This window comes from Microbacterium sp. NPDC090007, from assembly GCF_044748345.1.
Lineage (GTDB): Bacteria > Actinomycetota > Actinomycetes > Actinomycetales > Microbacteriaceae > Microbacterium.
In genome coordinates this window covers 610,445-635,712 of record NZ_JBIVFV010000001.1, presented here as the reverse complement: position 1 = coordinate 635,712, position 25,268 = coordinate 610,445, and the positions used below count along the sequence as shown (strand labels likewise).

The 25,268-nt window shown below is 70.3% G+C and carries 30 protein-coding genes and 1 pseudogene; 12 read left to right on the top strand and 19 right to left on the bottom strand.

What is annotated here, in order from left to right:
- Positions 1-145: 145 nt before the first annotated feature.
- The gene (gene fdhA / locus ACIPVB_RS02980) at positions 146-1,363 is read left to right on the top strand and encodes a formaldehyde dehydrogenase, glutathione-independent (protein ID WP_400366834.1); all 1,218 of its coding nucleotides are present in this window, start codon (positions 146-148) and stop codon (positions 1,361-1,363) included.
- A 120-nt stretch (positions 1,364-1,483) separates the two neighbouring features.
- Here the strand turns inward: fdhA and ACIPVB_RS02975 are convergent, their stop codons facing one another.
- The 7 genes from ACIPVB_RS02975 to ACIPVB_RS02945 form a co-directional block, all read right to left on the bottom strand.
- Positions 1,484-2,461, bottom strand: a complete 978-nt coding sequence (locus ACIPVB_RS02975; protein WP_400366832.1) for an SRPBCC domain-containing protein — start codon at positions 2,459-2,461, stop codon at positions 1,484-1,486.
- Between the two features lie 18 nt (positions 2,462-2,479).
- Positions 2,480-2,839, bottom strand: coding sequence for an ArsR/SmtB family transcription factor (locus ACIPVB_RS02970; RefSeq protein WP_400366831.1), 360 nt, complete (start codon positions 2,837-2,839; stop codon positions 2,480-2,482).
- 643 nt (positions 2,840-3,482) lie between these two features.
- The gene (locus ACIPVB_RS02965; protein WP_400366829.1) at positions 3,483-3,833 is read right to left on the bottom strand and encodes a cyclophilin-like fold protein; all 351 of its coding nucleotides are present in this window, start codon (positions 3,831-3,833) and stop codon (positions 3,483-3,485) included.
- A 50-nt stretch (positions 3,834-3,883) separates the two neighbouring features.
- Entirely contained in the window at positions 3,884-4,903 is a 1,020-nt protein-coding gene (locus ACIPVB_RS02960; RefSeq protein ID WP_400366827.1) for a zinc-dependent alcohol dehydrogenase family protein, read from the bottom strand.
- Positions 4,904-4,936: 33 nt separating this feature from the next.
- Positions 4,937-6,100, bottom strand: a complete 1,164-nt coding sequence (locus ACIPVB_RS02955) for a multidrug effflux MFS transporter (protein ID WP_400366825.1) — start codon at positions 6,098-6,100, stop codon at positions 4,937-4,939.
- Between the two features lie 320 nt (positions 6,101-6,420).
- Positions 6,421-7,407 (bottom strand): aldo/keto reductase, encoded by a 987-nt coding sequence (locus ACIPVB_RS02950; protein ID WP_400366823.1) that lies wholly within the window; start codon positions 7,405-7,407, stop codon positions 6,421-6,423.
- A 2-nt stretch (positions 7,408-7,409) separates the two neighbouring features.
- Entirely contained in the window at positions 7,410-8,312 is a 903-nt protein-coding gene (locus ACIPVB_RS02945; protein ID WP_400366822.1) for a helix-turn-helix transcriptional regulator, read from the bottom strand.
- A 122-nt stretch (positions 8,313-8,434) separates the two neighbouring features.
- Between ACIPVB_RS02945 and ACIPVB_RS02940 the strand changes: the two genes are divergently transcribed.
- Both ACIPVB_RS02940 and ACIPVB_RS02935 read left to right on the top strand, forming a co-directional pair.
- Entirely contained in the window at positions 8,435-8,770 is a 336-nt protein-coding gene (locus ACIPVB_RS02940) for a carboxymuconolactone decarboxylase family protein (RefSeq protein ID WP_400366820.1), read from the top strand.
- A gap of 1 nt (position 8,771) precedes the next feature.
- Complete coding sequence (locus tag ACIPVB_RS02935) at positions 8,772-9,200, top strand: cupin domain-containing protein (protein WP_400366818.1); 429 nt, start codon at positions 8,772-8,774, stop codon at positions 9,198-9,200.
- Here the strand turns inward: ACIPVB_RS02935 and ACIPVB_RS02930 are convergent.
- Both ACIPVB_RS02930 and ACIPVB_RS02925 read right to left on the bottom strand, forming a co-directional pair.
- Positions 9,145-9,522, bottom strand: a complete 378-nt coding sequence (locus ACIPVB_RS02930) for an FAD-dependent oxidoreductase (RefSeq protein ID WP_400366817.1) — start codon at positions 9,520-9,522, stop codon at positions 9,145-9,147. The two genes, ACIPVB_RS02935 and ACIPVB_RS02930, sit on opposite strands and share 56 nt — an antisense overlap.
- A gap of 254 nt (positions 9,523-9,776) precedes the next feature.
- Positions 9,777-10,529, bottom strand: coding sequence for a DUF429 domain-containing protein (locus ACIPVB_RS02925; RefSeq protein ID WP_400366815.1), 753 nt, complete (start codon positions 10,527-10,529; stop codon positions 9,777-9,779).
- Positions 10,530-10,653: 124 nt separating this feature from the next.
- Between ACIPVB_RS02925 and ACIPVB_RS02920 the strand changes: the two genes are divergently transcribed.
- Positions 10,654-11,025 carry a hypothetical protein gene (locus tag ACIPVB_RS02920; RefSeq protein WP_400366813.1) on the top strand — a complete coding sequence of 124 codons (372 nt, stop codon included), beginning with the start codon at positions 10,654-10,656 and terminating at the stop codon, positions 11,023-11,025.
- On the opposite strand, the gene ACIPVB_RS02915 is transcribed toward ACIPVB_RS02920, so the two are convergent.
- Complete coding sequence (locus ACIPVB_RS02915; protein WP_400366811.1) at positions 11,000-12,106, bottom strand: citrate/2-methylcitrate synthase; 1,107 nt, start codon at positions 12,104-12,106, stop codon at positions 11,000-11,002. The genes ACIPVB_RS02920 and ACIPVB_RS02915 overlap by 26 nt on opposite strands.
- 52 nt (positions 12,107-12,158) lie before the next feature.
- On the opposite strand from ACIPVB_RS02915, the gene ACIPVB_RS02910 reads away from it, so the two are divergent.
- The 4 genes and pseudogenes from ACIPVB_RS02910 to ACIPVB_RS02895 all read left to right on the top strand — a co-directional run.
- Positions 12,159-13,340, top strand: a complete 1,182-nt coding sequence (locus ACIPVB_RS02910; RefSeq protein WP_400366809.1) for a citrate/2-methylcitrate synthase — start codon at positions 12,159-12,161, stop codon at positions 13,338-13,340.
- 95 nt (positions 13,341-13,435) lie between these two features.
- Entirely contained in the window at positions 13,436-13,825 is a 390-nt protein-coding gene (locus tag ACIPVB_RS02905) for a hypothetical protein (RefSeq protein ID WP_400366807.1), read from the top strand.
- A gap of 118 nt (positions 13,826-13,943) precedes the next feature.
- A complete protein-coding gene (locus ACIPVB_RS02900) occupies positions 13,944-14,192 on the top strand; it encodes a type II toxin-antitoxin system Phd/YefM family antitoxin (RefSeq protein ID WP_108320821.1) in 249 nt (82 codons plus the stop codon).
- Positions 14,099-14,536, top strand: a pseudogene (locus ACIPVB_RS02895) (type II toxin-antitoxin system VapC family toxin); the annotation flags it as partial. The gene ACIPVB_RS02900 and the pseudogene ACIPVB_RS02895, both read left to right, overlap by 94 nt.
- A gap of 47 nt (positions 14,537-14,583) precedes the next feature.
- Here the strand turns inward: ACIPVB_RS02895 and ACIPVB_RS02890 are convergent.
- From ACIPVB_RS02890 to glp, 3 genes are read right to left on the bottom strand one after another with little or no spacing between them, the layout of a single operon-like run.
- Positions 14,584-14,769 (bottom strand): hypothetical protein, encoded by a 186-nt coding sequence (locus ACIPVB_RS02890; protein ID WP_400366806.1) that lies wholly within the window; start codon positions 14,767-14,769, stop codon positions 14,584-14,586.
- Positions 14,770-14,775: 6 nt separating this feature from the next.
- On the bottom strand, positions 14,776-15,606 hold the full coding sequence (locus ACIPVB_RS02885) for an NTP transferase domain-containing protein (protein ID WP_400366804.1): 831 nt from the start codon (positions 15,604-15,606) through the stop codon (positions 14,776-14,778).
- On the bottom strand, positions 15,600-16,787 hold the full coding sequence (glp, locus tag ACIPVB_RS02880) for a gephyrin-like molybdotransferase Glp (protein WP_400366802.1): 1,188 nt from the start codon (positions 16,785-16,787) through the stop codon (positions 15,600-15,602). The genes ACIPVB_RS02885 and glp overlap by 7 nt, the downstream gene beginning before the upstream one ends.
- 94 nt (positions 16,788-16,881) lie before the next feature.
- Here glp and ACIPVB_RS02875 point away from each other — a divergent pair, with 94 nt between their 5' ends.
- Complete coding sequence (locus ACIPVB_RS02875) at positions 16,882-17,361, top strand: DUF1990 family protein (protein ID WP_400366800.1); 480 nt, start codon at positions 16,882-16,884, stop codon at positions 17,359-17,361.
- A gap of 129 nt (positions 17,362-17,490) precedes the next feature.
- Here the strand turns inward: ACIPVB_RS02875 and ACIPVB_RS02870 are convergent, their stop codons facing one another.
- Genes ACIPVB_RS02870 through ACIPVB_RS02845 form a run of 6 tightly spaced genes read right to left on the bottom strand, consistent with a single transcriptional unit; the run spans position 17,491 to position 20,604 of the window.
- Entirely contained in the window at positions 17,491-18,363 is an 873-nt protein-coding gene (locus ACIPVB_RS02870) for an Asp23/Gls24 family envelope stress response protein (protein WP_400366799.1), read from the bottom strand.
- Positions 18,364-18,382: 19 nt separating this feature from the next.
- On the bottom strand, positions 18,383-18,970 hold the full coding sequence (locus ACIPVB_RS02865) for a hypothetical protein (RefSeq protein ID WP_400366797.1): 588 nt from the start codon (positions 18,968-18,970) through the stop codon (positions 18,383-18,385).
- On the bottom strand, positions 18,967-19,548 hold the full coding sequence (locus ACIPVB_RS02860) for a DNA/RNA endonuclease G (RefSeq protein ID WP_400366795.1): 582 nt from the start codon (positions 19,546-19,548) through the stop codon (positions 18,967-18,969). Before ACIPVB_RS02860 ends, ACIPVB_RS02865 begins: the two co-directional genes overlap by 4 nt.
- Complete coding sequence (locus tag ACIPVB_RS02855) at positions 19,548-19,940, bottom strand: hypothetical protein (protein WP_400366793.1); 393 nt, start codon at positions 19,938-19,940, stop codon at positions 19,548-19,550. Before ACIPVB_RS02855 ends, ACIPVB_RS02860 begins: the two co-directional genes overlap by 1 nt.
- A complete protein-coding gene (locus tag ACIPVB_RS02850) occupies positions 19,937-20,125 on the bottom strand; it encodes a DUF2273 domain-containing protein (protein ID WP_400366792.1) in 189 nt (62 codons plus the stop codon). The genes ACIPVB_RS02855 and ACIPVB_RS02850 overlap by 4 nt, the downstream gene beginning before the upstream one ends.
- The gene (locus tag ACIPVB_RS02845) at positions 20,122-20,604 is read right to left on the bottom strand and encodes an Asp23/Gls24 family envelope stress response protein (RefSeq protein WP_400366790.1); all 483 of its coding nucleotides are present in this window, start codon (positions 20,602-20,604) and stop codon (positions 20,122-20,124) included. Before ACIPVB_RS02845 ends, ACIPVB_RS02850 begins: the two co-directional genes overlap by 4 nt.
- A gap of 309 nt (positions 20,605-20,913) precedes the next feature.
- Between ACIPVB_RS02845 and aqpZ the strand changes: the two genes are divergently transcribed.
- From aqpZ to ACIPVB_RS02830, 3 genes are all read left to right on the top strand, one after another.
- Entirely contained in the window at positions 20,914-21,726 is an 813-nt protein-coding gene (aqpZ, locus tag ACIPVB_RS02840; protein ID WP_400366788.1) for an aquaporin Z, read from the top strand.
- A gap of 113 nt (positions 21,727-21,839) precedes the next feature.
- Complete coding sequence (gene fdhD, locus ACIPVB_RS02835; RefSeq protein WP_400366786.1) at positions 21,840-22,718, top strand: formate dehydrogenase accessory sulfurtransferase FdhD; 879 nt, start codon at positions 21,840-21,842, stop codon at positions 22,716-22,718.
- Between the two features lie 60 nt (positions 22,719-22,778).
- Positions 22,779-25,100: an FdhF/YdeP family oxidoreductase gene (locus ACIPVB_RS02830; protein WP_400366784.1), complete on the top strand. Its 2,322-nt coding sequence runs from the start codon at positions 22,779-22,781 to the stop codon at positions 25,098-25,100.
- Positions 25,101-25,268: the final 168 nt, after the last annotated feature.

Here is a 25,268-nt window from a genome sequence, read left to right as displayed (position 1 = left end):
TTGACGCCGCCGGGGCCGCGGGGCTTGGCTGTGGGCATCCCTCACGATGTGTCGATCCGAGGTCGCATGTCGTGACCGGACGGGTCTGCGGGCCCTGCCCCGCAGGACACGATCAGGTCGGCACGACCGGCCGGAGAGGACGAAGATGTCCAGCAACAAGGCAGTGGCCTACAAGGAGCCGGGTGTCGTCGAGGTCATCGACACCCCGTACCCCGAGTTCGAGCTCAAGGACGGCCCCGGGGTCAACCCGGCGAACATCGGCCGCAAGGTCCCCCACGGCGCGATCCTGCGCACCGTCTCCACCAACATCTGCGGCTCCGACCAGCACATGGTGCGCGGGCGCACCACCGCCCCGGCGGGCCTGGTGCTCGGGCACGAGATCACCGGCGAGGTGATCGAGGTCGGCCCCGACGTCGAGTTCGTCAAGGTCGGCGACATCGTCTCGGTGCCGTTCAACATCGCGTGCGGGCGGTGCCGCAACTGCAAGGAGGGCAAGACCGGCATCTGCCTGAACGTGAACCCCGACCGCCCCGGCAGCGCCTACGGCTATGTCGACATGGGCGGCTGGGTCGGTGGTCAGGCCGAGTACGTGCTCGTGCCCTACGCCGACTGGAACCTGCTGGTCTTCCCCGACCGCGAGCAGGCGCTCGAGAAGATCCTCGACCTCACGATGCTGTCCGACATCTTCCCCACCGGTTTCCACGGCGCCTACACCGCCGGCGTGCGCCCGGGCTCGACGGTGTACATCGCCGGAGCGGGTCCCGTCGGCATCGCCGCGGCGGTCGGCGCGCAGCTGCTGGGGGCCGCGGCGGTACTCGTCGGCGACCTGAACGCGGAGCGTCTCGAGCAGGTGCGTTCGATGGGCTTCGAGAGCGTCGACGTGTCCAAGGGCGACCCGCGTGATCAGATCGAGCAGATCCTCGGGACTCCCGAAGTGGATGCCGCGGTCGATGCGGTCGGCTTCGAGGCCCGCGGCCACGGGTCGGATTCGTCGCACGAAGCGCCGGCGACGGTGCTCAACTCGCTGTTCGACGTGACCGCGGCGGGTGGGGCGCTCGGCATCCCGGGTCTGTATGTGACGGGCGACCCGGGCGGCGTCGACGAGGCGGCGAAGGTCGGGTCGCTGTCGCTGCGCCTCGGACTCGGGTGGGCGAAATCGCTGTCGTTCACGACGGGACAGTGCCCGGTCATGAAGTACAACCGGCAGCTGATGATGGCGATCCTGCACGACAAGGTGCAGATCGCGAAGGCCGTGAACGCCACGCCGATCTCGCTCGATGAGGCTCCGCAGGGCTACGCGGACTTCGACAAGGGTGCTCCGCGCAAGTACGTGCTGAACCCGAACGGGTACATCAAGGGCTGACGCGGATCTGGGAGAATCGCGCCGAACTCGGACTCATCGACCGCTGTCGTCCGAGAATGGCGCGATCCTCCGCACTTCGTGCCGGACGGATGCCGCGGCCCCGCCGCCGCGGCATCCACCTCACCCCACGACCACGCGTTCCATCCGCTGGTAGCTCCGCTCCATCCCGTCGACCATGCCGGTGGCCAGCACCGCGTCGCGGGTCGCGGCATCGGGGTACTCGATCACCAGGGTGAGCAGGGTGGCGCCGTCCTCTTCGTAGAGCGACAGGTCGTTGACGGTGCTCGGCAGGTCGGTGCCGGTCATGTGCTCGGTCTGGACCATGCGGCGCGGTTCGTCGAGCAGCAGGATCTCACCGTCGAAGCCGAACCCCTCGCCCTCCGTGCCGGGCTCGGGCTCCCAGGCGATGCGGTAGCGGCCGCCCTCGACGCGGTCGATCTCGCTGACCGACATGCGCCAGCCGTCGGGTCCCAGCATCCATCGCCGCATCAGATCGGGGTCGAGGTGCGCACGCCAGACGACCTCGCGCGGCCCCTCGATCAGTCGGGTGATGCGCACGTGCTGATCGCTGAGCATCTCGAGTTGCGTGCCCTGGCCCTGCGCGAAGGCCCTCAGCCCCTGCAGCACGGCATCCAACTGGTTCATCGCGAGCGTGGATCCCTCGACGGCGCCCATCGCGACGACCTGTTCGAGGGCCTCAGCCGAGGCGAAGCGACTGACGTTCGTCATACGCGAGCCCTCGGGCGTGGCCTCGAACGTGAAGACCATGCGCATCGAGGGCATCCCCTCGATCGGCTCGCCCGCCTCGTCCGCGAAGGAGTCGACCACCTCGAAGCCGCGCGGCTCGTCGATGGCGGTGAACTCCCACGCGCCGCCGGCTCGCTCTCCCCGGGGCGACGTCATGTGATAGGTCGCGCGCCCACCGACGCGGAAGTCGAACGTGTCGAACGTCGCCGGCCATCCCGGGGGTCCCCAGAATCGCTCCAGCTGGCGCGGGTCGGTGAACACCTCCCAGAGCCGCTCGGGTCCGACGGTGAAGTCGGCGATGAGGGTCATGGTGAGCGTTTCGGTGTCGGTGTCGACGGATGTGACGGGCATGACGGTCTCCTTCGTCGGTCAGTTCTGGGAGGTGGATGCCGGGGCATCCGGCTCTGCGGACAGCACGGCGTCGAGGCGGTCGATGCGGCCGCGCCACAGCTCTTCGTACGAGCGCAGCAGCCACTGAGCCCGTTCGAGGGCGTCCGGATCGGCACGCACGAGTCGAACCCTTCCCTTCGCGCGCTTGGTGATGAGCCGCGCCTCGGCGAGCACGGCGATGTGCTTGGACACCGCCGCGAACGACATCGCGTATGCCGACGCGAGCTGCGTCACGGACTGCTCCGAGACCAGGGTGCGCCGCACGATGTCGCGCCGCGTGGCATCGGCAAGGGCGTGGAACACCCGGTCGATGTCGGCGTCGCTCTGTTGTTCAACCATTTGGTTGCACGTTAGCGCGCCCAGAGGAAAGGCACAAGAGCCGTGCTGTCGGGAACGCGTTCTCGTTGCACTTGCGGGCTTTACGTCGCACTAGTCCCGTTCGTCGTTGCACTCGATGCAGCGAACCGCCGATGCGGCTGCGCCCGCTCCGTTTCCCCAGCGGGAGCATCAGCACCAGGCACGTAGCGTCGCGAGCCCCGAGGGAGGCATCCAGGTGCGACCGGTCGACATCGCGAAACAGATCACGACCAGGCGCCGCTCTGCGGGCACCGAAGTGCACTGGGTGCCGCGCGCACATGAGAACGGCGCCGGCCTCGAGCAGCAGCACGCCGTTACCACCAGAGCTCGGCGAACGGGACTGGGCTGCGATCGATCCTGTGCAGGTGCGCACCTCGAAAGGCGTCCGTCACTACTTCACCGGCGCGCTCTACTTCTGAGAGCGCGCACGCAGTCATGTGTGGTGCGAGTCTCAAGCAGAGCGCTGGGAAGTCCTGTGGCTGGACTACGGCGGGCAGGTTGGCCCTATCGGATCCGTAGGAGGGCGATGGCCTGCGAGGGCGGGTCCTGGCTCATGATTCTCGTCTTTCCCACGCGCGTCTCGGCCGTGGGCGGGCACGGCGCTGCGCCCTGATTGTTGGATCGCTCACTCGGGGATCTCGATAGTGACGTCGCCGCCTTCGAGGAGGGCGAGCTGCTCTTCGGTGGCGGTGTAGGTACCGAGATGGAGCGTGGAGTCGGAGTATCCGATTTCGTCGGTGTTGTAGGAGAACCCGAGGTTGCCCCATGGCGTGTAGTAGATCAAGTCGCCGTCTTCGGGATCCGATCCGCCGGTGCCGGACCAGTCGAGCTCTCGAGGCAGGTAGGCGATCTTCTCGCGGCCGTTGAACTCCTCGAAGGACACCTCCAGGGGCAGCATGGCGAGGAAGTCCCGCACGGCTGGCGTCTCTTCACCGATGGTCACATCGATGCTCCCGCGGTCGGACGTGAACCGCACGTGCGCTGCTGGGTGGCCGGAGGCGGAGAGTCTCCGGCCACCCGAGGTGGTCAGACGGTCAGCAGCACCTTGGTGGCGCGACGTTCGTCCATGGCCCTGTATCCCTCTGGGGCCTCTTCGAGCGGCAGGGTGAGGTCGAAGACGAGGCCGGGGTCGATCTTGCGGTCCCAGATCAGCTGGATCAGCTCCGGCAGGAACCGGCGTACGGGGGCGGGGCCTCCGTGCAGGTGCACGCCGGAGAAGAACAGCTCGTCGCCGGGGATGGTGACATCGTGGGAGACGCCGACGAAACCGACGTGCCCGCCGGGGCGAGTCGAGCGGATCGCCTGTTGCAGAGCCTCCTGCGTGCCGACCGCTTCGATGACGGAGTGGGCTCCGAGGCCGTCGGTGAGTTCCTTGATCTTCTCCACGCCCGCGTCTCCGCGCTCTTCGACGATGTCGGTCGCGCCGAACCGCCGGGCAAGCTCCTGCCGGTCTGCGTGACGGGACATGGCGATGATGCGGTCCGCGCCGAGCTGCTTCGCAGCCAGGATGCCGAGAAGACCCACCGCCCCGTCACCGACAACGGCGACCGTCTTTCCCGGTCCGGCTTGGGCGGCCACGGCAGCGAACCAACCGGTACCGAGCACGTCAGAGGCGGCGAGGAGCGAGGGAATGAGGTCGGGGTCCGGCTGACCCGGTGTGGCGACGAGTGACCCGTCCGCCTGCGGGATGCGGGCGTATTCGGCCTGGGTGCCGATGGTGCCCATCAGGGTGCGGTGCACGCAGTGGGACTGGTAGCCGGCCTGGCAGATCTCGCACGTGTTGTCGGAGGTGAAGAACGATCCGACGACGAAGTCGCCGACCTTCACGTTGCGCACATGGGCGCCGATCTCGGTGACCACTCCGGCGTACTCGTGTCCCATCGGGGCGTGATCGACCGGTTCCGCGCCGCGGTACGGCCACAGGTCCGACCCGCAGATGCAGGTCGCGGCGAGCTTGATGATGGCGTCGGTCGGCTCGACGATCGTCGGGTACTCCCGGTCTTCAACCCGGACGTCACCGGGCGCGTACATGATGACTCCACGCATCGTGGTGTCCTTTCTTTGTTCCTTGGTCGAGGTTTATGAGACTTGAACGGCGTCTTGCCGCGCGGCCGCGGTGCGCGATGTCGATACGCGGCGGCCTGGAAGGAAGAGGAGGCACGCGGCAGCGGAGAAGATCACTGCTGTGGTGGTGACGACGCCGAGGGGCAGGATGCTCGTGGCCCCGGCGACACCGACGAGGGGTGCGGCGAGTCCACCGAACCCGAACCGGATCATGCCGAGCACCGACGATGCGGTACCGGCCATCTGCGGGTACTCCGCTAGAGCGAGGGTGGTTGCCGGTGGGCTGCTCGTGGCGACGCCGCTGGTCAGGGGGAACAGGGAGGCGAGGACGACGGTGACCGGCGTGGAGACGATTCCCGAGAGCAGGAGCCCGGTTGCGCCGATGGCGGCCAAGGAGATGCCGATGAGGAGGGTTCCGTGCAGGCTCCACCGGGCGGCTGCGCGGCCGGCGAGGAACCCGAACACCATGAATCCGGCGGAGTTGGCTCCGAATGCGAGGGCATACTCCTGTGGCGAAAGCCCGTAGATGCCCTGCAGCACGAAGGTGGCCCCGGACAGGTAGGCGAACAGCGCCGCGTACATGAAGCCTTGGTTGAGGATCGCGCCGAGGAATCGGCGATCGCTGAACAGCACCCGGTAGTCGTGTCGCAGCGCGGCGAAACCGCCCGACGTTCGGTTCTCCGGTAGCAGCGTCTCGGTGAACACGAACAGTGTGATCGTGAGGATCAGCACTCCGATCGCAGCCAGGACGACGAACAGGCCCCGCCAGTCGGTGAACTGTGCGAGCTGCCCGCCCAGCAGGGGGCCGATGACCGCGGCGAGTCCGCCCATGACGGTTACACGACCGTAGAAGCGGATCAGCTTGCCGCCGGTGTAGATGTCTCGTCCTGCCGCTTGGGCGATGACGACTCCCACCCCGCCGGCAAGGCCTTGGACGAAGCGGGCGGCGATGAGCAGTTCAATGGTGCCGCTGGCGGCGCACAGCAGCGAGGTGAGGACGTAGGCGATCACCCCGATCAGCAGGATGCGGCGGCGACCGTACCGGTCGGACAGAGGACCGGCGATCAGCTGCCCCAGGGCGAGCCCGATGAGACAGGCGGTGATCGTGAGCTGCGCGGCGGAGGTCACCGCGCCGAGCTCCTTCGTCAGCGCGGGGAGCACCGGGAGGTACAGATCCATCGAGATCGGCCCGAACGCGGTCAAGACCAGCAGGAGGGCCGGAAGCCAACGATGTGCGTGTCGGCCGTTCGGCGGGGTGATGGGTCTCACAGCTTCCATAAGATCTCTCTTCGCGCGCCTCCGGGAGTCTCTGATGAGAGGTGTATCGACAGGGCACCCCACGTCTCCGTCGCGGCTCGAGGCGTTGCCCGTTACGGTCGCGGGCAACACCGATGGGCAGGGGCGAACGGTGCGAGATGTCCGGGCGCGCACCCCTGCGCCGCACACGCGGATGTTTGTGTGAGCACTTTCGGGATGTGGGCGCTGCCGGGGTGGTGGAGTCAGCGCCCGACGTAACCCATGTGCATCGCGTTGTAGCGATCGCCGTGCACACCGATGCGCTTGGCGAGCGTGTCGAGGTCGGCGAGGTCGTCCGCGGACAGCGCCACGGAGGTGGATGCGGCGTTCTCTTCGATCCGGGAAACGCGTCGGGTGCCCGGAATGGGGACGATCCACGGCTGTTGGGCGAGCAGCCACGCCAGCGCGACCTGCCCGGGCGTTGCGCCCCGCGCTTCGGCAAGGGTGGCGACGTGCGCCACGAGCGCCTGGTTGGCTTCCCGGTTCTCCTCACTGAACCGTGGAATAGTCGCTCGCACGTCACCGTCGGTGAACGAGGTCGTCTGGTCGACAGTGCCGGTGAGGAAGCCCTTGCCGAGTGGGCTGAACGGCACGAGCCCGATGCCGAGCTCGGCGAGCACGGGCAACACCTCTGCCTCGGGGTCGCGAGTCCACAGCGAGTACTCGCTCTGCAAGGCCGCCACGGGGAAGACGGAGTGCGCGCGTCGGATGGTCGCGGCGGATGCTTCCGAGAGCCCCAAGTGACGCACCTTTCCCTCGGCGACCAGGTCACGAACGGTGCCGGCGACGTCCTCGATGGGCACGTCGGGGTCGACACGATGTTGGTAGAACAGGTCGATCACGTCGGTGCGCAGGCGTGTCAGGGAGGCTTCCGCGACGGCGCGGATCTGTTCGGGTCGGCTGTTGAGACCGACGCTCTTCCCGTCCCGGATGTCCCAGCCGAACTTGGTCGCGATCACCACCTGATCACGGACGGGTTCGAGCGCCTCGCCGACGAGCTCCTCGTTGACGTACGGCCCGTAGACCTCCGCGGTGTCGAAGAAGGTGACGCCGAGGTCGACCGCGGAGCGGAGGACACTGATCATGTCGTCACGGCTGCCGGGGTTCGGTCCGTAGCTCTGCGACATTCCCATGCAGCCGAGTCCGACCGCGGAGACGTCGAGTCCTTGTCCGAGTGTGCGGGTGTGCATGATCAGTCCTTCCGGGTTGACGGTTCGGGGTTGTCCATCGCTGTGGCGGAGGCTTCGACGTCGTGTGCTGCCTGCCAGCTCGCGAGCAGCCGCAATCTCTCTTCGCTCTCGGAACCGACCTGGGGAACGTAGATGAGGAAGGTGAGGCCGGGGTGCTGGACGAACTGCATGTCCTCGTAGCTGAGCTCGAGTGCCCCCACGATCGGGTGGACGAAGTTCTTCACCCCGGCGCCGTGCTGTCGCACGTTGTGCGCTCCCCACCGGACGCGGAATTCGTTGCTGCGGGTGGAGAGTTCACCGACGAGGTCTTGCAGTCCACGGTCGTACGGGTCACGCCCGGCTTCGGTGCGGAGGATGCCGACCGTGATGGCGGCCGCCTTCTCCCAGTTCGGGTGGAAGTCGTGGGCGCGCGGGTCGAGGAATGCGTATCGGGCGAGGTTACCGTCGCCGGGCGATTCGAACACCTCGGCCTGGAGGGCGCGACCGAGGGCGTTGGCGGCGAGGATGTCCATCCGGCCGTTGCGGACCACCGCGGCACCGCCGGTGACAGCGTCGAGCATCAGTTCGATGCCGGAGCGGACCGATGCGGGTGTGCCGCGTTTGCGGCGTGACCGGGTGGGGGCGGGGCCGGCGGCGCGGGCCAGGTCGAAAAGGTGCTCACGTTCGGCGTCGTCGAGCTGGAGCGCCTGGGCGAGCGCGTGCAGCACGGACTCGGATGCGCCGGCGATGTGACCGCGTTCGATCTTCGCGTAGTACTCGATGCTCACTCCGGCGAGAGTCGCGACCTCGTTGCGGCGCAGCCCGGGAACCCGGCGGTTGCTGCCGCCCGGGATCCCCACGTCGTCGGGGGTGAGCTTCGCGCGACGAGAGGTGAGGAACTCGCGCACCTCGGCCTTGTTATCCATGCCGTTGACGTTACGCGTGAGCATCACAGCGGTGGGATGCCCTGCGAGTACACGTCTTGCCAGGGTCTCCCTCAACGCTCCCGAGGGGGGTTGAGTAGTGGTGTCTGACGAAGGAGGACACCATGACTGATGGGACGACCGGATGGACCGGCGGGCAGCGCGCGTTCGGAGATTTCGCGCCTGGACTGGTGCACTACACCGACAAGGTGCTGTTCGATGAGGTGTGGGAGCGCGGCGATCTGTCCAAGCGCGACCGGAGCCTCGTCGCCGTCGCGGCATTGACCGCGATGGGAAAGACCGACCAGCTGCGGTTCCACCTGAACTTCGCACGCCAGAACGGCGTCACCGAGGCGGAGTTGAAGGAAGCGATCCTGCACCTCGCGTTCTACACCGGCTGGCCGAACGGGATGGCAGCGATGACCGTTCTGAAAGAGATCATCGAGAACTCCGGGGACTGAGATGACCTTCGACAGCCTGTTCCCCCGGGGCGAGAAGAACGATGCGTTCGCGGAGTACTTCATCGGGCAGAGCTACCTGGCCCCGCTCGCGAGTCTGGGGATGAGCATCGCCAACGTCACCTTCGAACCCGGATGCCGCAACAACTGGCACCAGCACAACGCCACGTCCGGGGGCGGGCAGATCCTCCTCGCCGTCGCCGGCAGCGGCTGGTATCAAGCTGAGGGGGAAGAGCCGGTCGGCCTCGAACCCGGCACGGTGGTCGAGATCCCCGCCGGCCGCAAGCACTGGCACGGCGCGAAGGCGGACTCTTGGTTCAGCCACATTGCCATCGCCGTACCCGGCGAGAACACATCCAACGAGTGGCTCGAACCCGTCACGGACGAGTACTACGCCGCTGTGAACAACACCGCGAGCACGCACAACCCGTGAGCTGCCCCTGCGCGCGGCGGAGCCGGTTGGCGACCTTCTTGACGGCCTGGGGGTCGTGCAGACTGCGGTCGTGCGAGGGGCCCACCTCGATGCCGGCGAGGGCCGCGAGCCCGCGGTCGGGGCGTACCCCGCTCGCCTCGACGACGAGGACGGCCCCGATCGTCGATCCGTCGGCGAGTCGGACCGAACCGGGCTCCGCCCCGACGATAGTCGCACCGAGCCTCACGTCGACGCCAGCGTCCGCGAGCACCCGCAGCACGGGCGCCGCCATCTCGGGGTCCAGCGACGACATCACCTGCCGCCCGCGACTCACCAGCGTCATTTGCTGCCCGCGAAGCCGGTGCCGACCACTGCGTCCGCGGCCTCCGCTCCGTACATCAGCACGGTGGCCGCCGGCTCGGCGATCAGTCGGCTCGCGTCCGTCGGCATCCTGAGCCGAAGCGGCGGAGCAATCCGCACCCGCACCTGGCTGTCATCCGAGATCCCGACGCGCTGGACGCGTTCGCCGCCCGCGCTCGTCGCGGCCGCGCTGAGGTCGAGCGCCTTCGTCGGGAGCCCACTGGACCCGCCACGCTGTCACGTGCCCGAGAGCAGATCCTCCAGCGGCCCGTCCGGCAGCACGACCCACCCCTCGCGGCGGGCCACGGGGAGCATCTCGGATGCCGGGGGCGCGAACGACCCGAGCGCTCCCGCGCGGGTCGCGAGAGCGGCGACCACCGCGTCGAACGCGTCGGCCTTGCGGATCGCCAGCGCCTCGAAACCGCCCGCGTCGAACCAGGGCGCGCGCTCGCGCAGCGCGTCGAGCAGGATCGACCGGCGATCTGCATCCACGCGATATCCCGTCGTGTCGAAGCCCCACAGGCGCAACGCCCCGCCGGGGTAGACCTCGAACAGCCGCCCCTCGGCGGCACGGTCCACACCCACACCGGCCGCGGCCAGGCGGTGCAGCAGACCCGCGCCCCGCAGGGCGGTCACCCCGAGCCGATCGGTCGAGACGCTGAGCGGCCAGCGTCCGATGCGCTCGCGTACGACGTGGTCGGTGTGACGGTAGACGAGCGGACGGCGCCACGCCGCGTCGCCTTGCACCGGACCGAGGGCCGGCAGTTCGGCGACGTGGTGCGCGGAGACGAAGTCGACGAACGCGTCGGGCCAGCCGAGCGGGCAGTCCACGCCCAGCCACGCGTCGCCCGGGGTGACGGATGCCACGATGTCGGCATCCCGGATCCCGATCTCGAGCCGCGTCAGGCGGGCCGCGCCGCCGGTCCAGACGATCTCGGCGAGCGCCGTGCCGGGTGCTTCGGCGGCGAGGTCGACTCCGATGGTTCTCACCGACAGGAGCCTAGGCCGCTTCGTCCGCTCGCAGGCCCGGCCAGGCACCCCCGCCGCCGGGTGCACAGCTCGACGCCGCTGACAACACGTCCCGAATCCGCGTCCGACCTGGGAGGATCGACCCATGGCAGACGAGGACCTCCCCGATTCGCTGGAACCGGCGACCGACGTCCCGCCGCGCGACGAGCCGCCCGCGCCACCGACCCCCAAGGGCGACCTGCGCGCCGTGTCGATCATCGCGATCGTGACCGGGGCGATCGTCATTGCCTGGTACCTGTTCGTCGTCACCGTCAGCACCGTGTCCGAGCTCGAGCAGCTCGCGTGGATACAGATCGGCATGTGGGGGCTCGCCGTGGTCTCGGCGGCCTGCGGCATCCTGAGCCTGAATGCGCGCATGGCGCGAGAACTCGCCGCGGCGGGCTTCATCGCGGGGGTCGCCGCGGGGCTGCTGTCGATCTCGATCGGGTTCTTCAGCGGGCTCGAGCTCCTGAGCTGACGAGCGGCGCAGGCCCCACGTACCGTGCCGACGGGCGGATGATCTTGGCGTCCCGCGCCTGCTCGAGCACGTGCGCGCTCCAGCCGATCGTGCGGGCCAGGGCGAACGTCGCCGTGAACATCGTGCGCGGAATGCCGCACTGCTCCATCACCACCGCGGCGAAGAACTCCACGTTGGCGTGCAGGGGCCGCTCGGGTCGTCGGGCGGCGAGCTGCCGCTCGGCTTCGCGCTGGAATGCCTGGGCCCGGGCGACCCGTTCGCCGCCGAAGCCCTCGGCGATGCCGCGCAGCAGCTCGGACCGCGGATCGGCCGTGCGGTACACGGCGTGCCCGAAGCCCATGAGGCGCCGCCCGGCGTCGAGCTCCGCCGCGATCCACGCCGCCGGGTCGTCGCCCGCGCGGTCGAGACTGTCCAGAGCGCGGGCGGGGGCCCCGCCGTGCAGGGGACCGGCGAGCGCACCGAGCGCACCGCAGAGGCAGGATGCCATGTCGGCTCCCGTCGAGGCGATGACCCGAGCGGTGAAGGTCGAGCCGTTGAAGCCGTGGTCCATCGTCGCGACCAGGTAGGCGGTGAGCGCGCGCACGTGCGCTTCGTCGGGGCGGCGGCCGGTGACGCGCTCGAGGTAGTCGGAGGCCAGCCCGCGGCCGGTGGGCGTGAACCTGGGGGCGAGGGCGAGCGGGGCGAGGGCGGCGAAGGCGATTGCTTCGTCGATCCGAGTGGCGTCGTCCAGGTCGTACAGCGCGGCGGACCGGCGGACGGATGCCGCGAGAGTCCACATCGCGCGCAGCACGGCGAGGGGTTCGTCGGCGCGCGCCGTGACGCCGGCGACGAGTTCCGGCATCCGCTCATCCCGCTGCGTGCGGGCGATGCGCTCCGCGAACGCGGCGCTCTGGGCCGCGTCGGGGAGGTGGCCCAGGACGAGCAGGTGCCACACCTCCTCGACCGTGCGGGTGCGCGCGAGCTCGACGGCGGAGTGGCCGCGGTAGTGGAAGAACCCGGCGTCGCCGTCGACGTCGCCGATGGAGGTTTCGGCCGCGACGACGCCGTTGAGGCCGCGGGGGACATCGATCAGGTCGCTCATGCGCCCAGTGTGCGAACATGACCGCGACAGCGTCAACGTTGATCGGATCAAGATGAGCGCACCCCTCCCCCGCCTCTCGGCCGCGCAGACCGCCGCCCGACTCGGCGTGAAACCCGAGACGGTCTACGCGTACGTCTCGCGCGGACTGCTGCACCGCGAGCGCGACGCGTACGGCTCGACGTTCGACGCGCTCGAGGTCGAGGCCTTCGCGTCGGGCCGGCGACGCTCAGCCGCTCGGACGCCGGCGCACCCCACCGTCGGCATGCCCCTCGGCGTCGTGCAGACCGATGTCGCCGACATCGAGGATGACGAGCTGCTCTACCGCGGGCGCCGCGCGCGCGACCTGATCGACCGCCCGTTCGCCGAGGTCGTCGCGTGGTTGTGGGATGCCGAGCGCCTCGACGCCCCCGACACCGCGATCGGCAGCGCCCGCGCCGTGGTCGACGCCCTGCCGGTGCACGCCGGGGCCATGGACCGCCTGCGCGCCGCGCTCACCGGCTTCGCCGCCGACGACCCGCTGCGCCACGACACGAGCGCCGCGACACTGCATCGCATCGGGTGGACGCTGCTGACCGGGCTGCCGGTCGCCCTCGGCGGCGATCCGCACCCCGACGTCGCTCACTCGCTCGTGAGTGCCTGGGGAGGAGCCGCGAGCAACACGGTGGTCCATGCCGTCAACGCCGCGCTCGTGCTGTTGATCGACCACGACCTGGCCGTGTCGACCTTCGCCGCGCGGGTCGCCGCTTCGGCTCGCGCCGACGCCTACGCCGCCGTCGGCGCCGCCCTCGGCGCGGCCGACTCGCCGCTGCACATCTCGGCCGCCACCCGCACCGCACGACTGCTCACGCGGGTGCGTCGCGGCATGGACCCCGAACGGGCGTTGACCGAGGCGCTGCAGGACGGAAACGGCATCCCGGGCTTCGGTCACCCCCTCTACCGCGACATCGACGACCGCGCCGACGCGCTGTTCCCCCTGCTCGGGGCGCTTCCGGACGGGGAGGGGACGATGGATGCCGTGGCCCGACTGCGCGCGATCGTTGTGGATCGCGCCCGCCTGCAGCCCAACATCGACCTCGCCCTCGCCGCACTGGTGTCGGGCGCGCGTCTGCCCGACGACGCCGCGAGCACGATCTTCGTGCTGGGCCGCATCGCCGGATGGATCGCCCACATCGGGGCGGAGTACGCGGAGCCCGCGATGCGGCTGCGCCCGCGCGGGGAGTACGTGGGGCCGTGATGTTGCGTCGATATTTCGGCATCGTTTTTCTTGTGGTCGCAATCGCGAGCGCAGCGGGCTGCGCGCCCACGCCACACGAACCCAGGGGGAACGAGATGACGAATGGACGAGCCGAGAAGCAGGGCGACGGCACACTTCGCACCGACCTCGCGCCCATCGCCGAGCGCTACCCCCAGCTCGCGTCGGCCGAGTCGATCACCTGGATGGGGGGCACGACCGGGACGTCCGACATCGGGCCGACGACGTACTGGGTGGACGTCGTGGCGGTCATCCCGCAATCCGAGGTCGAGACATTGCGAGCAACGGGGGAGCTCGACTCGGTGAAGATCCCCGAGATGGTGTCGGGGATGCAAGACGAATTGCCGGCCGGACCCTTCGAGGGCAGTCCCGCGCTGGACGAGCTCTTCTCAACGGACGGACACAGCGCGACCGTCGCCCTGGACCCCCGCGCACGCACGATCGTGCTGTCCGGGCTCTTCGAATAGCGCGGCCGGGTGGGTCCCGTCGGCGCTGCAGGCGGACCGGGCGAACAGGCTGCACCCGAGGGGCGAACAAGTAGGAGGATGCCGCGGATTTAGCCAGGCGCCTGGCTAGGTTCCCGCCATGATGTACAACGTCTTGGAGGCCCGGAACAACCTCTCGCGGCTGATCGCCGACGCCGAGTCGGGGACGGAGGTCACCCTCGCGAGACGGGGAGTTCCCGTGGCACGAATCGTTCCTTTCGCCGCGACTGAACCTTCTCGGAACGCCTTCGCGGCGTGGCTGCGCGAGAATCCGCTGACGCCCGAATCGGCCCGCCCCATCGAAGAAATCGATCGCATCATCGCCGAGAACCGGATCGCGGGAGGGTGATCTATGTCGACAGCCGCTTGGTGATCTACGCGGTCGAGCGCGACGACGACCTCGGTGACCGGGCGCGCCGGGTGCTCGCCGAGACGGACTCACCGCTGGCCGCGAGCCCTCTCGTCATGCTCGAAGCCATGGTCGGACCGATGCGCGGAAGACACGCAGAAGCGCAAATGCGCATGTGGAGCACCTTCCGCCGATTCGAGATGCTTCCGGTCGAGCCCGACGCGTACCTCGGGGCGGCGCGCCTGCGAGCGAGAAACCCGACCTTGCGGACATCGGACGCCCTTCACCTCGCCGTCGCGCAGCTTGCGGGGTGCTCGCGCCTCTGGACCAACGACTCGCGCCTAGCCGCCATCGCACCAGAGTTCGCCGAGCCACCACCGCGTCGCGCGGGTTACCGAAGGGTCGGCGACCAGGCGACGGACGAGCCGCACGACGTCGGCGCGAGTCGCAGCACGGCACGCCGGTCGACGGAGCCACCGGACCGCCGCTGCGGCACCCACCGCACGACGACGAGGGCGAGCCACAGCACGACCAGCCCGGCGACGAGCCCGAGCACGACGATCAGCCACTCAGGCACGGGGCGTCAGCGGTTCTCCCAGTCGCGGGCCATCTCGACGACCGCGGCGACGGCCTTCTCGGTGTCGGCGGGCGACCCGCCGGCGCGGCCCGCCACCAGACCCGCGACGAACGCGCTGAGGGGCGCCGCGGGACGGGCGACGCCGTTGGCGACGTCGCGGGCGAGGTCGAGGATCAGCGACACCGGGATGTCTCCGCGGGTCAGGCCGAAGCGCTCGGCGAGCGCCGCGCTCCAGTCGTCGAGCGCCTCGGGGGGCAGGGTACGGGATTCGGTCATGGCTCCTCCTCGGGCCTCTCGCAGATCGTCCCACGTATCGACGTCGCGGGTCAGGTCGGCATCCACGGCGATCGAGGCGATCGCGAGCCCGCCCAGCAGCGCGCGCATCGACGCGTCGCGCCCCGCGGCCGGAAGCGCGGATGCCACCTCCCGCACCGCCGCGGCCCGGTACCGGCCCATGAGCCATTGCCGGCGCCCGTCGTCGAGGCACACCCCGTCGACGCCGGGGGCCAGCGGCGCGGCGAGCCGCGACATCACATCGGCGGGCGCGACGGTGTCGCACGCCAGGACGTAGAGGTCGTCGGCATCCACTTCTCGGAGGGCGGCGACGATGGCCGCGACCGGTCCGCCGTAGGGAGGGTCCTCGCGCACCCACGTCACGTCGAGCGCCTCGTCGAGCACCGGGGCCACGACGACGACGCGTCGCGCTCCCGCCCGGCGGACCGCGGTGACGGCGGCGGACAGCAGCGTCGCCCCGCCCACCTCGAACAGGGGTTTGGCGGCCCCGCCGACGCGGCTGCCGCGTCCGCCGGCGAGCAGGATCGCGTCGACGGTCACCACAGGGCGACCGTCACGAGGGCATCGGGTGGCAGGTCGTCCTCGCGCGAGGGGATGACGGCGAGACCCTCGGCCTCGCCGAAACCTCTCGTTCCCCGCGGGGTCGGCGTCGCCCGCCACCTCTCGGGGTCGGACCGGTCCAGCGACACGGGCACGTATTGCGTCCGGCCCGGTCGCGCGCGCCAGCCCCCGGCGAGCGCGACGCGCACCTGGGAGCGCGCGAGTTCGACGTCTCCCTCGAGGGCGCGCAGGGCGGGACGGACAAACAGTTCGAACGACACCGCGGCGCTGACGGGATTGCCCGGCAGGCCGAACAGCAGCGTCCCCGCCGCCGTGCGTCCGAAGCCCTGCGGCTTGCCCGGCTGCATGCGCACGCGCTCGAAACGCATGAGGTCACCGAGGGTGTTCTTGACCACCTCGTACGCGCCCGCGCTGACACCGCCCGAGAACACGACCACGTCGGCTCCGGCGGCCTCGGCCTCCGCGATCGCCGCGCGCGGGCCCTCGCCCTCGTCGCCGACGCTCGTGCGCAGCACCACGTCGGCCCCGGCCTCTTCGGCCAGCCCGGCGAGCAGCACGCTGTTGGACTCCGGGATCTGCCCTCGCCGCATCGGCGCGCCCGGGCGGACCAGCTCAGACCCGGTCGAGACGACCGCGACACGGACCGCCCGCGACACCTCGACGGTGCTGACTCCGGATGCCGCGATCGCGCCGATCCGCGCCGCGTTCAAGCGCACGCCGGCGTCGACGACCAGGTCGCCCGCGCGGACGTCGGATCCTCGGCGACGGATGTGCGCCCCCGGCCCGCGCGGGGCGACGACGACGTCGACCGGATCGAGGCCGCCGGCGAGGCCGCGGGCGGTGTCTTCGAACGGCACGACGGCCGTGGCGTCGGTCGGCACCGGCGCCCCCGTCATGATGCGGGCGGCCACGGCGGCATCCATCCGCGGATCCCGTTCGGTTCCGGCGGGCAGGTCCGCGATCACCCGCAGAGTGGCCGGCGCCCGAAGGTCGCGCACGGCGAAGCCGTCCATCGCCGAGGAGTCGAACGCCGGCACGTCCACGGCGGCATGCACGGGATGCCGCAGCACCCGCCCGCGGGCCGCGGCCACGTCGCGCGACTCGGCATCCAACGGACGCACCGCGTCGAGGACGGCGGCGAGGTGCGCGGCGACGTCGATCACGCGCGCGATCCGTCGGGGAAAGGGGGCATGGTCTCAGCGTAGGCGTGGGCGCAAGCCGTGCGGTCGGCGGCGGGGCGCTCACTACGGTGGCGGCATGGACGGCTTGACCTACACCGAGGTCGGCGCGACGGCCGGCGAGATGCCCCGGGGCTACCACCACGTGCGCGCGGGCCGCGTCGTGGGTCACGGCCGCGCGGATTTCGAGCGCGCGGCCGACGCCCTGCTCGCCGGTGAGGCCCAACGCCGTGCCGGGGCGCGCGTGACGCTGAGCGAGACGCCGATGCGCACCGGCACGCGCGTGACGATGCGGCTGGGGGTCTTCCGCATCCCGTGTCTGGTCGTCTGGGCCGAGCGCACCGACACCGTCGCGGGCTTCGCCTACGGCACGCTTCCCGGTCACCCCGAGCGCGGCGAGGAACGCTTCACCCTGACGCTGCAGCCGACCGGCGAGGTGGTGTTCGACATCGCCGCGTTCTCGGCCCCGGGCCGCTGGTTCACGCGCGTCGGCGCTCCGCTGGGCCGGCTCGTGCAGGCGTGGATGACGCGGCGGTATTTGCGCGCGCTGGACGCCTGACCGGTCGGTTTGGCGCCGCGGGCGCGGCGGAGGGAGACCGCGGCCGGCTCGCGCCCGGTGCAATCCCGCCCCGCGTGAACGACGAAGGGCGCCCCGGCCGAAGCCGGAGCGCCCTTTCGCCTCGCGAGGTCAGGAGCGGGGACGATCGTCCTCGACGACGGCCTGCACCTCGTCGGTGGCCGGGGTCTTGTCGTCGTCTCGCACGTCGTCGGCGGCGATCGCGATGTCCACCGCGGCGTCCTCGAGGGCGGCGGCGACGACGTCGCGCACGTCCTCGTCGTCGCGGGCGGCGTCCGTCGACGCCACCGGAGCATCGGCCGCGACCGGGGCGTCCGCCCGCGCCGTGCCGGCACGCACCGTGTCGGCGGCCTCGGCCACGGCGGCCGCCGCGGAGGCGGCGCCCGCGGCCATGGCATCCTGGGCCTCGGCGAAAGCCTTGGCCGCGTCATCCGCCTTCTCGCGGATCACCGCACCCGCCGCATCACGCTTCTCGCGAACGACGCCGCCGGCGGCCTCAGTCTTCTCGCGGATCGCGGTACCGGCCTGATCGGCCCTGGCACGGACGGCGGCCTTCGCCTCGGCCGCCTTCTCGCCGACGGCCGCGGTCGCGGCATCCACCTTCTCCTCCGCCTCGTCGACCGGGTCGCGGTCGAACGGGCCGAACACGCCCGTGACCACGACGTCGACGTCCACGCGGCCGCGGCCGAGGGGCTGCAGGGCGTCGCGCACGGCGCGGCGCACCGCGTCGGACACCTCGTGCAGCTTGTGCGGGTAGTCGACGACCAGGGAGATGGTCGCGGTGACCGAGTCGGCGCGATCGGTGTCGATCTTGACGCCCGGAACGGTGCTGGCCAACCCGACGCGCTCACGGACGGCGTCGGAGGCGCGGCCGAGAAGGCTCCCCAGTGCGTGCACTCCCGCAACCGAGCTCGCGGCGGTCGCCGCGAGGCCCGCGGCGGCGTCGAGGTCGGGCGGATCGATGGTCGGATCGATGGTGGTCATGAGGTCTCCTCGTCAGATGTCACTGCACGCGGGTGTTGTCGCGTGCGAGCTTGGCGCGCAGGCCCGAGTGGATCGAGATGTAGGCGCGCACGTTCTGACCCGTGAGCGCGGCCAGGTTGGTCACGAGAGTGTCGACGTGTTCGGCCACCTGTCGGGGCGAGGTGTTCTGCCGCGGGGTGACCGCGACGTGCAGCACCGACTCGTTCTTGATCTCACCGGCGCTGATGCGCGAAGACAGGATCTCGTCACGCTCGCCCAGGGCGTTCTTCAGCGCCTCCGACGCGAAATCGTCGGTCACGGTGATGCGCCCGGCGTCGTTCGCGCTGCCGGTGGACTGCAGCGGCGCCTGACGGCGACCGCGGACGGCGGATGCCGCGATGACGACGAGGACGATCGCGAGGACCACGAAGGCGGCGACGGCACCCCACCCGGCCGAGTCACGGCCCAGACCCTCGAGCCACCCCTGGAATCCACCCATGACCGAGGTCCAGGTGTCGGTTCCGCCGGGCAGCAGCCCGACGGCGAGCGCGAGCGCGCCCATACCCAGCAGCACCACGGCGACCAGGAAGAGCAGGAAGCGGTTCAGACCGCGACGCGTCGCATTCATCGGGACTCCTTGGTGTCGGGTCGCTGCACCCGCAGGCGGGTGCGCACGGCGGGCGTGAGCTTGTAGGCCGAGACCTCTTCGTCGACGATGCGGCGCAGCTGCGCCTCGTCGACCGGGATGCCGACCGGGGGCCGCACGGTGACGTCGGCCGAACGGTGGGCGACGCCCACGACGATGTCGTCACGCGAGATGCCGGACTCGTTGCTGAGGTGCTGCGCCAGAGCCGAGGCGATCACGCCGTTGTCGACGACGACGGCACGCTCACCCCATGCCATCTCGTGGCGCGAGAGGCGGCCGGGCTTGAGCGCGAGCACGAGCACGATGAGACCGAGCAGGGCCAGCACGACGCCGCCGACGATGAAGGCGACCGGCATGAGCGCGGTCGGCGCGGCCACGACCGCGTTCAATGCCGCACCGGGCGCGACCAGCAGGGGCTGGGCTCCGGTGAGGTTGAGGATGATCTCGACCGCGGCGTACGCGAGCGCGAGCAGCAGCAGCACGACCACGACGAGCATGGCGGCGGTGCGCGGGGAGTGCGTCTCGCGACGCACGACGGTGCGGAGCACGGTGTCCGTCATCACAGCACTCGCTTTCGTTGGGGAACGGTGGCGCCCGAGATGGTCAGGTCGACGCGCGAGATCTCGCGGCCGAACAGGTGCGTCAGGCGCGAGCGCAGCTCGCCCTGGGCGGCGGTGGCCGCCTCGAGCACGGGGGTGGCGGCGCGCACGGCCTCGGTGTCATCGAGGCGCGGCACCGGGAACGGCGTCGACACGCGCACGGCGGCGGTGTCGCGGGCCGAGACGATCTCGACGTGGACGCCCTTGGCATCCACCCCGATGATCTCGGCGGCGGCCCGCTCGGCCGTCTTCTGCAGCACGCGGTTGGCGATGTTCACGTGGCCGGCGGGCAAGCCGGGGTCGGCAACCGCGGTGCGGTTGCCGACCCCGGGCGAAGCGGTGACGGTGGTCACGATGTGCTCCGCCCCGAGAAGGCGTTGATGATGTTGCGGAAGTCGAGCTCACCCGAGGTGATGCGCGCGACGACCACACCGATCGCCATGAACAAGGCGACCAGGATGAAGCCCCAGAAACCGAAGATCAGGGCGCTGAGGGCCAGGACGAGCCCGACCAGGGCGCCCTTCGTCGTGGCGCTCAACGGACGCGCTTCTCGTCGTCGCCGGTGTTGTTGTCGTCGTCGCCGGGGATGTGCACGTCGTTGACGTCCACGTTCACCTCGACGACCTCGAGACCCACGAGGCGGCTGATCGCACCGGCGACGCGGCCACGGACCTGGTCGGCGACCTCCTGGATCGGAGCGCCGTACTCGACGACGATGGTGATGTCGGCAGCGGCCTGGCTCTCGCCGACCTCGACCTTGACGCCCTGCGTCAGGTCGGTGGCGTTGATGGCGTCGCGGATGGCGCCGAGGGCACGGGCTCCGCCGCCACCGAGCGCGTAGACGCCGTTGACCTCGCGGGCCGCGATACCGGCGACCTTGGCGACGACGCCGTCGGCGATCGTGGTCTTGCCCTCGGTGTGGGCCTCCTGGCCGCGGGCGCCGAGGGGACGGTTCACGCGCGACGCCGCCTGGGGGACGTTCTGCGCAGCGGGAGTGGTGGGGGCGTTCTCAGCCATGTCGGTGCCTTTCGAGTGTCGGGGACCCGGTTGCTCCGGGGTGGGCGCTTCGGCCTACATGACTAAGACGTACCGGTCTCGGCAATCGTCACGCCGGGATTAAAAATGTTTGGCGGATGTGTTTCCACACGCATTTTGATCAGGGTCTTATCCGCAGGATGCCGCGGCGGTCAAGGCCCGCACCGCACCATCCCGATCCGTCACGATCGAGGCGTTGCAGCCGCGTCGGGTCGGATCCGGTGTGACACTCGCCCTGCTCGCGACGTCATCCCCTCGACACCCCCGTGGGAACAGACAGGACGGAGCATCATGGGCAAGAAGGACAAGAAACGCAAAGAGCCGGTCGCCATCGCGGACTCCACCTCGGAGCAGCAGCGGCAGAAGGCGACAGCCTGGTCATCACCGGCCCGGTACGCCGCGGAACTGTTCGGGACGTTCCTGCTGGTGCTGGGTGGCGTGGGCACAGCGCTGTTCGCGGCCAGTTTCCCCAGCGGCGACGACAACCAGGCGGGCGTCGGCTTCCTCGGCGTCTCGCTGGCGTTCGGCCTGACGCTGGTCGCGGGCATCGCCGCGGTCGGCCACATCAGCGGCGGCCACTTCAACCCGGCCGTCACGCTCGGCCTGCTCTCCGCGGGCCGCACCGACGCCCGTCACGTGCCCGGCTACATCCTGGCGCAGCTGGTCGGCGGCATCCTGGCCACGAGCGTGATCGCCCTCGTCCTGGCCGGACGCCCCGACGGCTTCTCCACCGCGCAGCAGGCGGGCTTCGCCTCGAACGGCTTCGGCGCGGGCAGCCCCGGCGGCTACGGCCTGGCCGCCGTCTTCGTGACCGAGGCCGTGCTGACCGGCATCTTCATCGCCGTGATCCTGTCGGTCACCGCCAAGGCCGAGTACCAGGCGTTCGCGCCGATCGGCATCGGCCTGACCCTGACGCTGATCCACCTCGTCAGCATCCCGATCAGCAATACCAGCGTGAACCCGGCCCGCTCCATCGCGACCGCCGTCTACGGCGGAGCCCTGCCGCTGAGCCAGCTGTGGGTGTTCATCCTCGCCCCGCTCGCCGGTGCGGTCGTGGCGGGTCTGGTCGTGCGCGCGCTCGGTCGCCGCACGGTCACGGCCTGATCGCCACGCCACGCGATCGGCCCGGGGTCGTCGGCCCCGGGCCGATCCGATACGCGCGGGCCGGGCGTACGCTCGACCCATGTCCCCCCTCTCTTCGACGACGCGGGCCTGACGTGGGCCGCCTCACCGCCTCGCGTCGGGTCACCCGGATCACCCTCGAGGGCGCGAACAGGCAGAGACCGGATGCCGTGGCCGTGGAAGAACCGCTCGAGATCCGCGTCGCGGGGTCTCCGCTCGCCGTCACCATGCGCACCCCCGGGCACGACGTCGAGCTCGCCGCCGGCTTCCTGGTGTCCGAGGGCGTGATCAGCCGCGGCGAGCAGTTCGCGCGCGCCATCCACTGCGGAGGCCCGGGCACGGGCGGCGCGGACGGCAACACCTACAACGTGCTCGACCTCACCCTGGCGCCGGGGGTGGCGCTACCCTCTCCCGACATCGCGCGTTCGTTCTACACGACCAGTTCGTGCGGCGTGTGCGGGACCGCCTCGATCGAGGCGGTCGAGAAGGTGTCGTCGTACGACGTCGCCGCCGACCCCCTCTCGGTGTCGGCGCACGACGTCGCCGCGTTCCCCGGTCGCCTGCGCGAACAGCAGAAGACGTTCGACAAGACCGGGGGCCTGCACGGTGCGGCGCTCTTCGACGTCGCCTCGGGCGAGCTGCTCGTCGCGCGAGAGGACGTCGGCCGCCACAACGCGGTCGACAAGGTCGTCGGGTGGGCCGTGCTGAACGACCGCCTGCCGCTGCGGGGGACCGTGCTGCAGGTGTCGGGGCGCGTGAGCTTCGAGCTGGTCCAGAAGGCGGTGATGGCCGGCATCCCCATGCTCTCGGCCGTCTCGGCCCCGTCATCGCTCGCGATCGAGCTGGCCGAACGCGCGGGGCTCACCCTCGCGGCCTTCGTCCGGGGCTCGAGCATGAACCTCTACACTCGCGCGGATCGCATCGTCGCCCCGTCCACAACCCCCGTGACGGACGAGATGGCGAGCGTACGCTGACGTCAGCGCTCACGGTGTGCGGATGCCACCGACTCGGCGCCGCATTCCACGGAGGGCAACATGGGTGAATCGTTCGGGCTGATGACCGAGAAGCCTCGGCAGGGCGGCCTCGGGCCGACCTCGACCGGAGAGTGGTCGAGCACGGGTGCATACGAACACCCCGCCGCCGGCTGGGGCGCGGCGGCGACGGTCGGCAAGGTGCTGCTCGAGCAGCGGCAGCCGGTGGCCGGCACGAAGGCCATGTTCACGATGAACCAGCCCAAGAGCGGCTTCGACTGCCCCGGCTGCGCGTGGCCCGACGACAAGGGCGTGACGCTCGACATCTGCGAGAACGGCATCAAGCACGTCACGTGGGAGATGACGCACAAGCGGGTGGGCAAGGAGTTCTTCGCCGCGCACTCGGTGACCGAGCTGTCGCAGTGGAACGATTTCGACCTCGAAGACGCCGGACGCCTGGTGGGGCCGATGGCCTACGACGCCGCGACCGACCATTACGTGCCGATCTCGTGGAACGACGCCTTCCGCACGATCGCCCGGCACCTCACCGCGCTCGACTCGCCCGATCAGGCCGCGTTCTACACCTCCGGTCGACTGAGCAACGAGGCGTCCTTCCTCTACCAGCTGTTCGCCCGTGAACTGGGCACGAACAACCTGCCGGACTGCTCGAACATGTGCCACGAGGGCTCGGGTCGCGGGCTCACGGCATCCCTCGCCACCGGCAAGGGCACGGCCGACCTCGAGGACTGGCAGGAGTGCGACGCGCTTTTCGTACTCGGCGTCAACGCGGCCAGCAATGCGCCCCGCATGCTCACCAGCCTCGCCGAGGCGATCGACCGCGGCGCGCAGGTCGTGCACGTCAATCCGCTGCGCGAGGTCGCGGGCACCCGCACGATCGTGCCGCACGAGATCCTCGACATGGCGACGTTCAACTCCACACCGACCAGCACCATGAACCTGCAGGTGCGTCCGGGCGGCGACCTCGCGCTCGTCCGCGGCATGGCGAAGGTCGTGTTCGAGGCATCCGAGACCGACCCGACGGCCCTCGATCAGGACTTCCTCGACCGGTACACGACGGGACTCGACGAGTACCGCGCCATGGTCGAGGCGACGCCCTGGTCGGAGCTCGTCGAGCAGGCCGGGCTCACCGAGGCCGAGATCCGCGGCGCCGCCGACGTCTACCTCGGCGCGGAGCGCACCGTCATCAGCTGGTGTCTCGGCGTGAGCCAGCACCAGCACGGCGTCGACACCGTTCGCGAGATCGTCAACCTGCTGCTTCTGCGCGGAAACGTCGGACGCAAGGGCACCGGCCCCTCGCCCGTCCGCGGGCACAGCAACGTGCAGGGCAACCGCACCTGCGGCATCAACCACAAGCCCACCGAGGAATGGCTCGCCAAGCTCGACGAGGTGTGCGGCATCACGTCGCCGCGCGAGCCCGGCCTCGACACCGTGCACACGGTCGCGGCCCTTCACCGCGGCGACCTCAAGGTGTTCCTCGGCATGGGAGGCAACTTCGTGCGGGCGGCTCCCGACACCAAGCTGACGGCCGAGGGAATGGGCCGCTGCGAGCTGACGGTCCACGTCAGCACCAAGTTGAACCGCAGCCACCTCACACACGGCAAAGAGGCGCTGATCCTGCCGTGCCTGGGGCGTACCGAGCGTGACGAGCAAGAGAGCGGCCCCCAGTCCATCTCGACCGAGGATGCCATGAGCTCCGTCATGCTCTCGCTCGGCTCCCGCAAGCCCGCGTCGCCCCACCTTCTCAGCGAGCCCGAGATCATCGCCCGTCTCGCGCGCGCCGTGATGCCCGAGTCGGCGACCCCGTGGGAGTGGTACGTCGGCGACTACGACCGCATCCGCGACGTGATGGCCAAGGCCCTCGTCGGGTTCGAGGGGTTCAACGAGCTCGTACGCCAGAAGTACGGCTTCCGCATCCCGCAGCCCGCGCGCGAGCGCGACTTCCGCACGCCCTCGGGCAAGGCGGAGTTCTCGCACGCCGATCTGCCGAACGTCATCCCCGAAGAAGCCGACGTGCTGGTGCTGCAGACCATGCGCTCGCACGACCAGTGGAACACCACGATCTACTCGGCCGACGACCGCTACCGGGGCGTGCGCAACATCCGCGAGCTCGTCTTCATGAACCGGCGCGACATGAAGGAGCGCGGCATCGCCGAGGGCGACCTGGTCGACATCGTCGCGACCTCGCGCGACGGGTCGGTGCGCAGCATCACGGCGTTCCGCGCTCTCGAGTACGACACCCCGCGCGGCAGCGCTGCGGGATACTTCCCCGAGATGAACGTGCTGCTCGGCCCCGACGACTACAGCCGGCAGAGCGACCAGCCGCTGATGAAAGACATCCGCGTACGGATCGCGAAGACGGCCTGAGGTCGGGGCGCGCACCGGATTCGGAGAATCGCATCAGAATCGGATGAGCTCTGCGGTGGCATCCGATTCGGGTGCGATTGTCCGATTCTGTTGACCCGCGAGCGCACGCCGGGCCTGCCCCGCCGGGTCGGGGCCCGCCGGTTCGTCTCCCGGGACGTCCGTCACCGC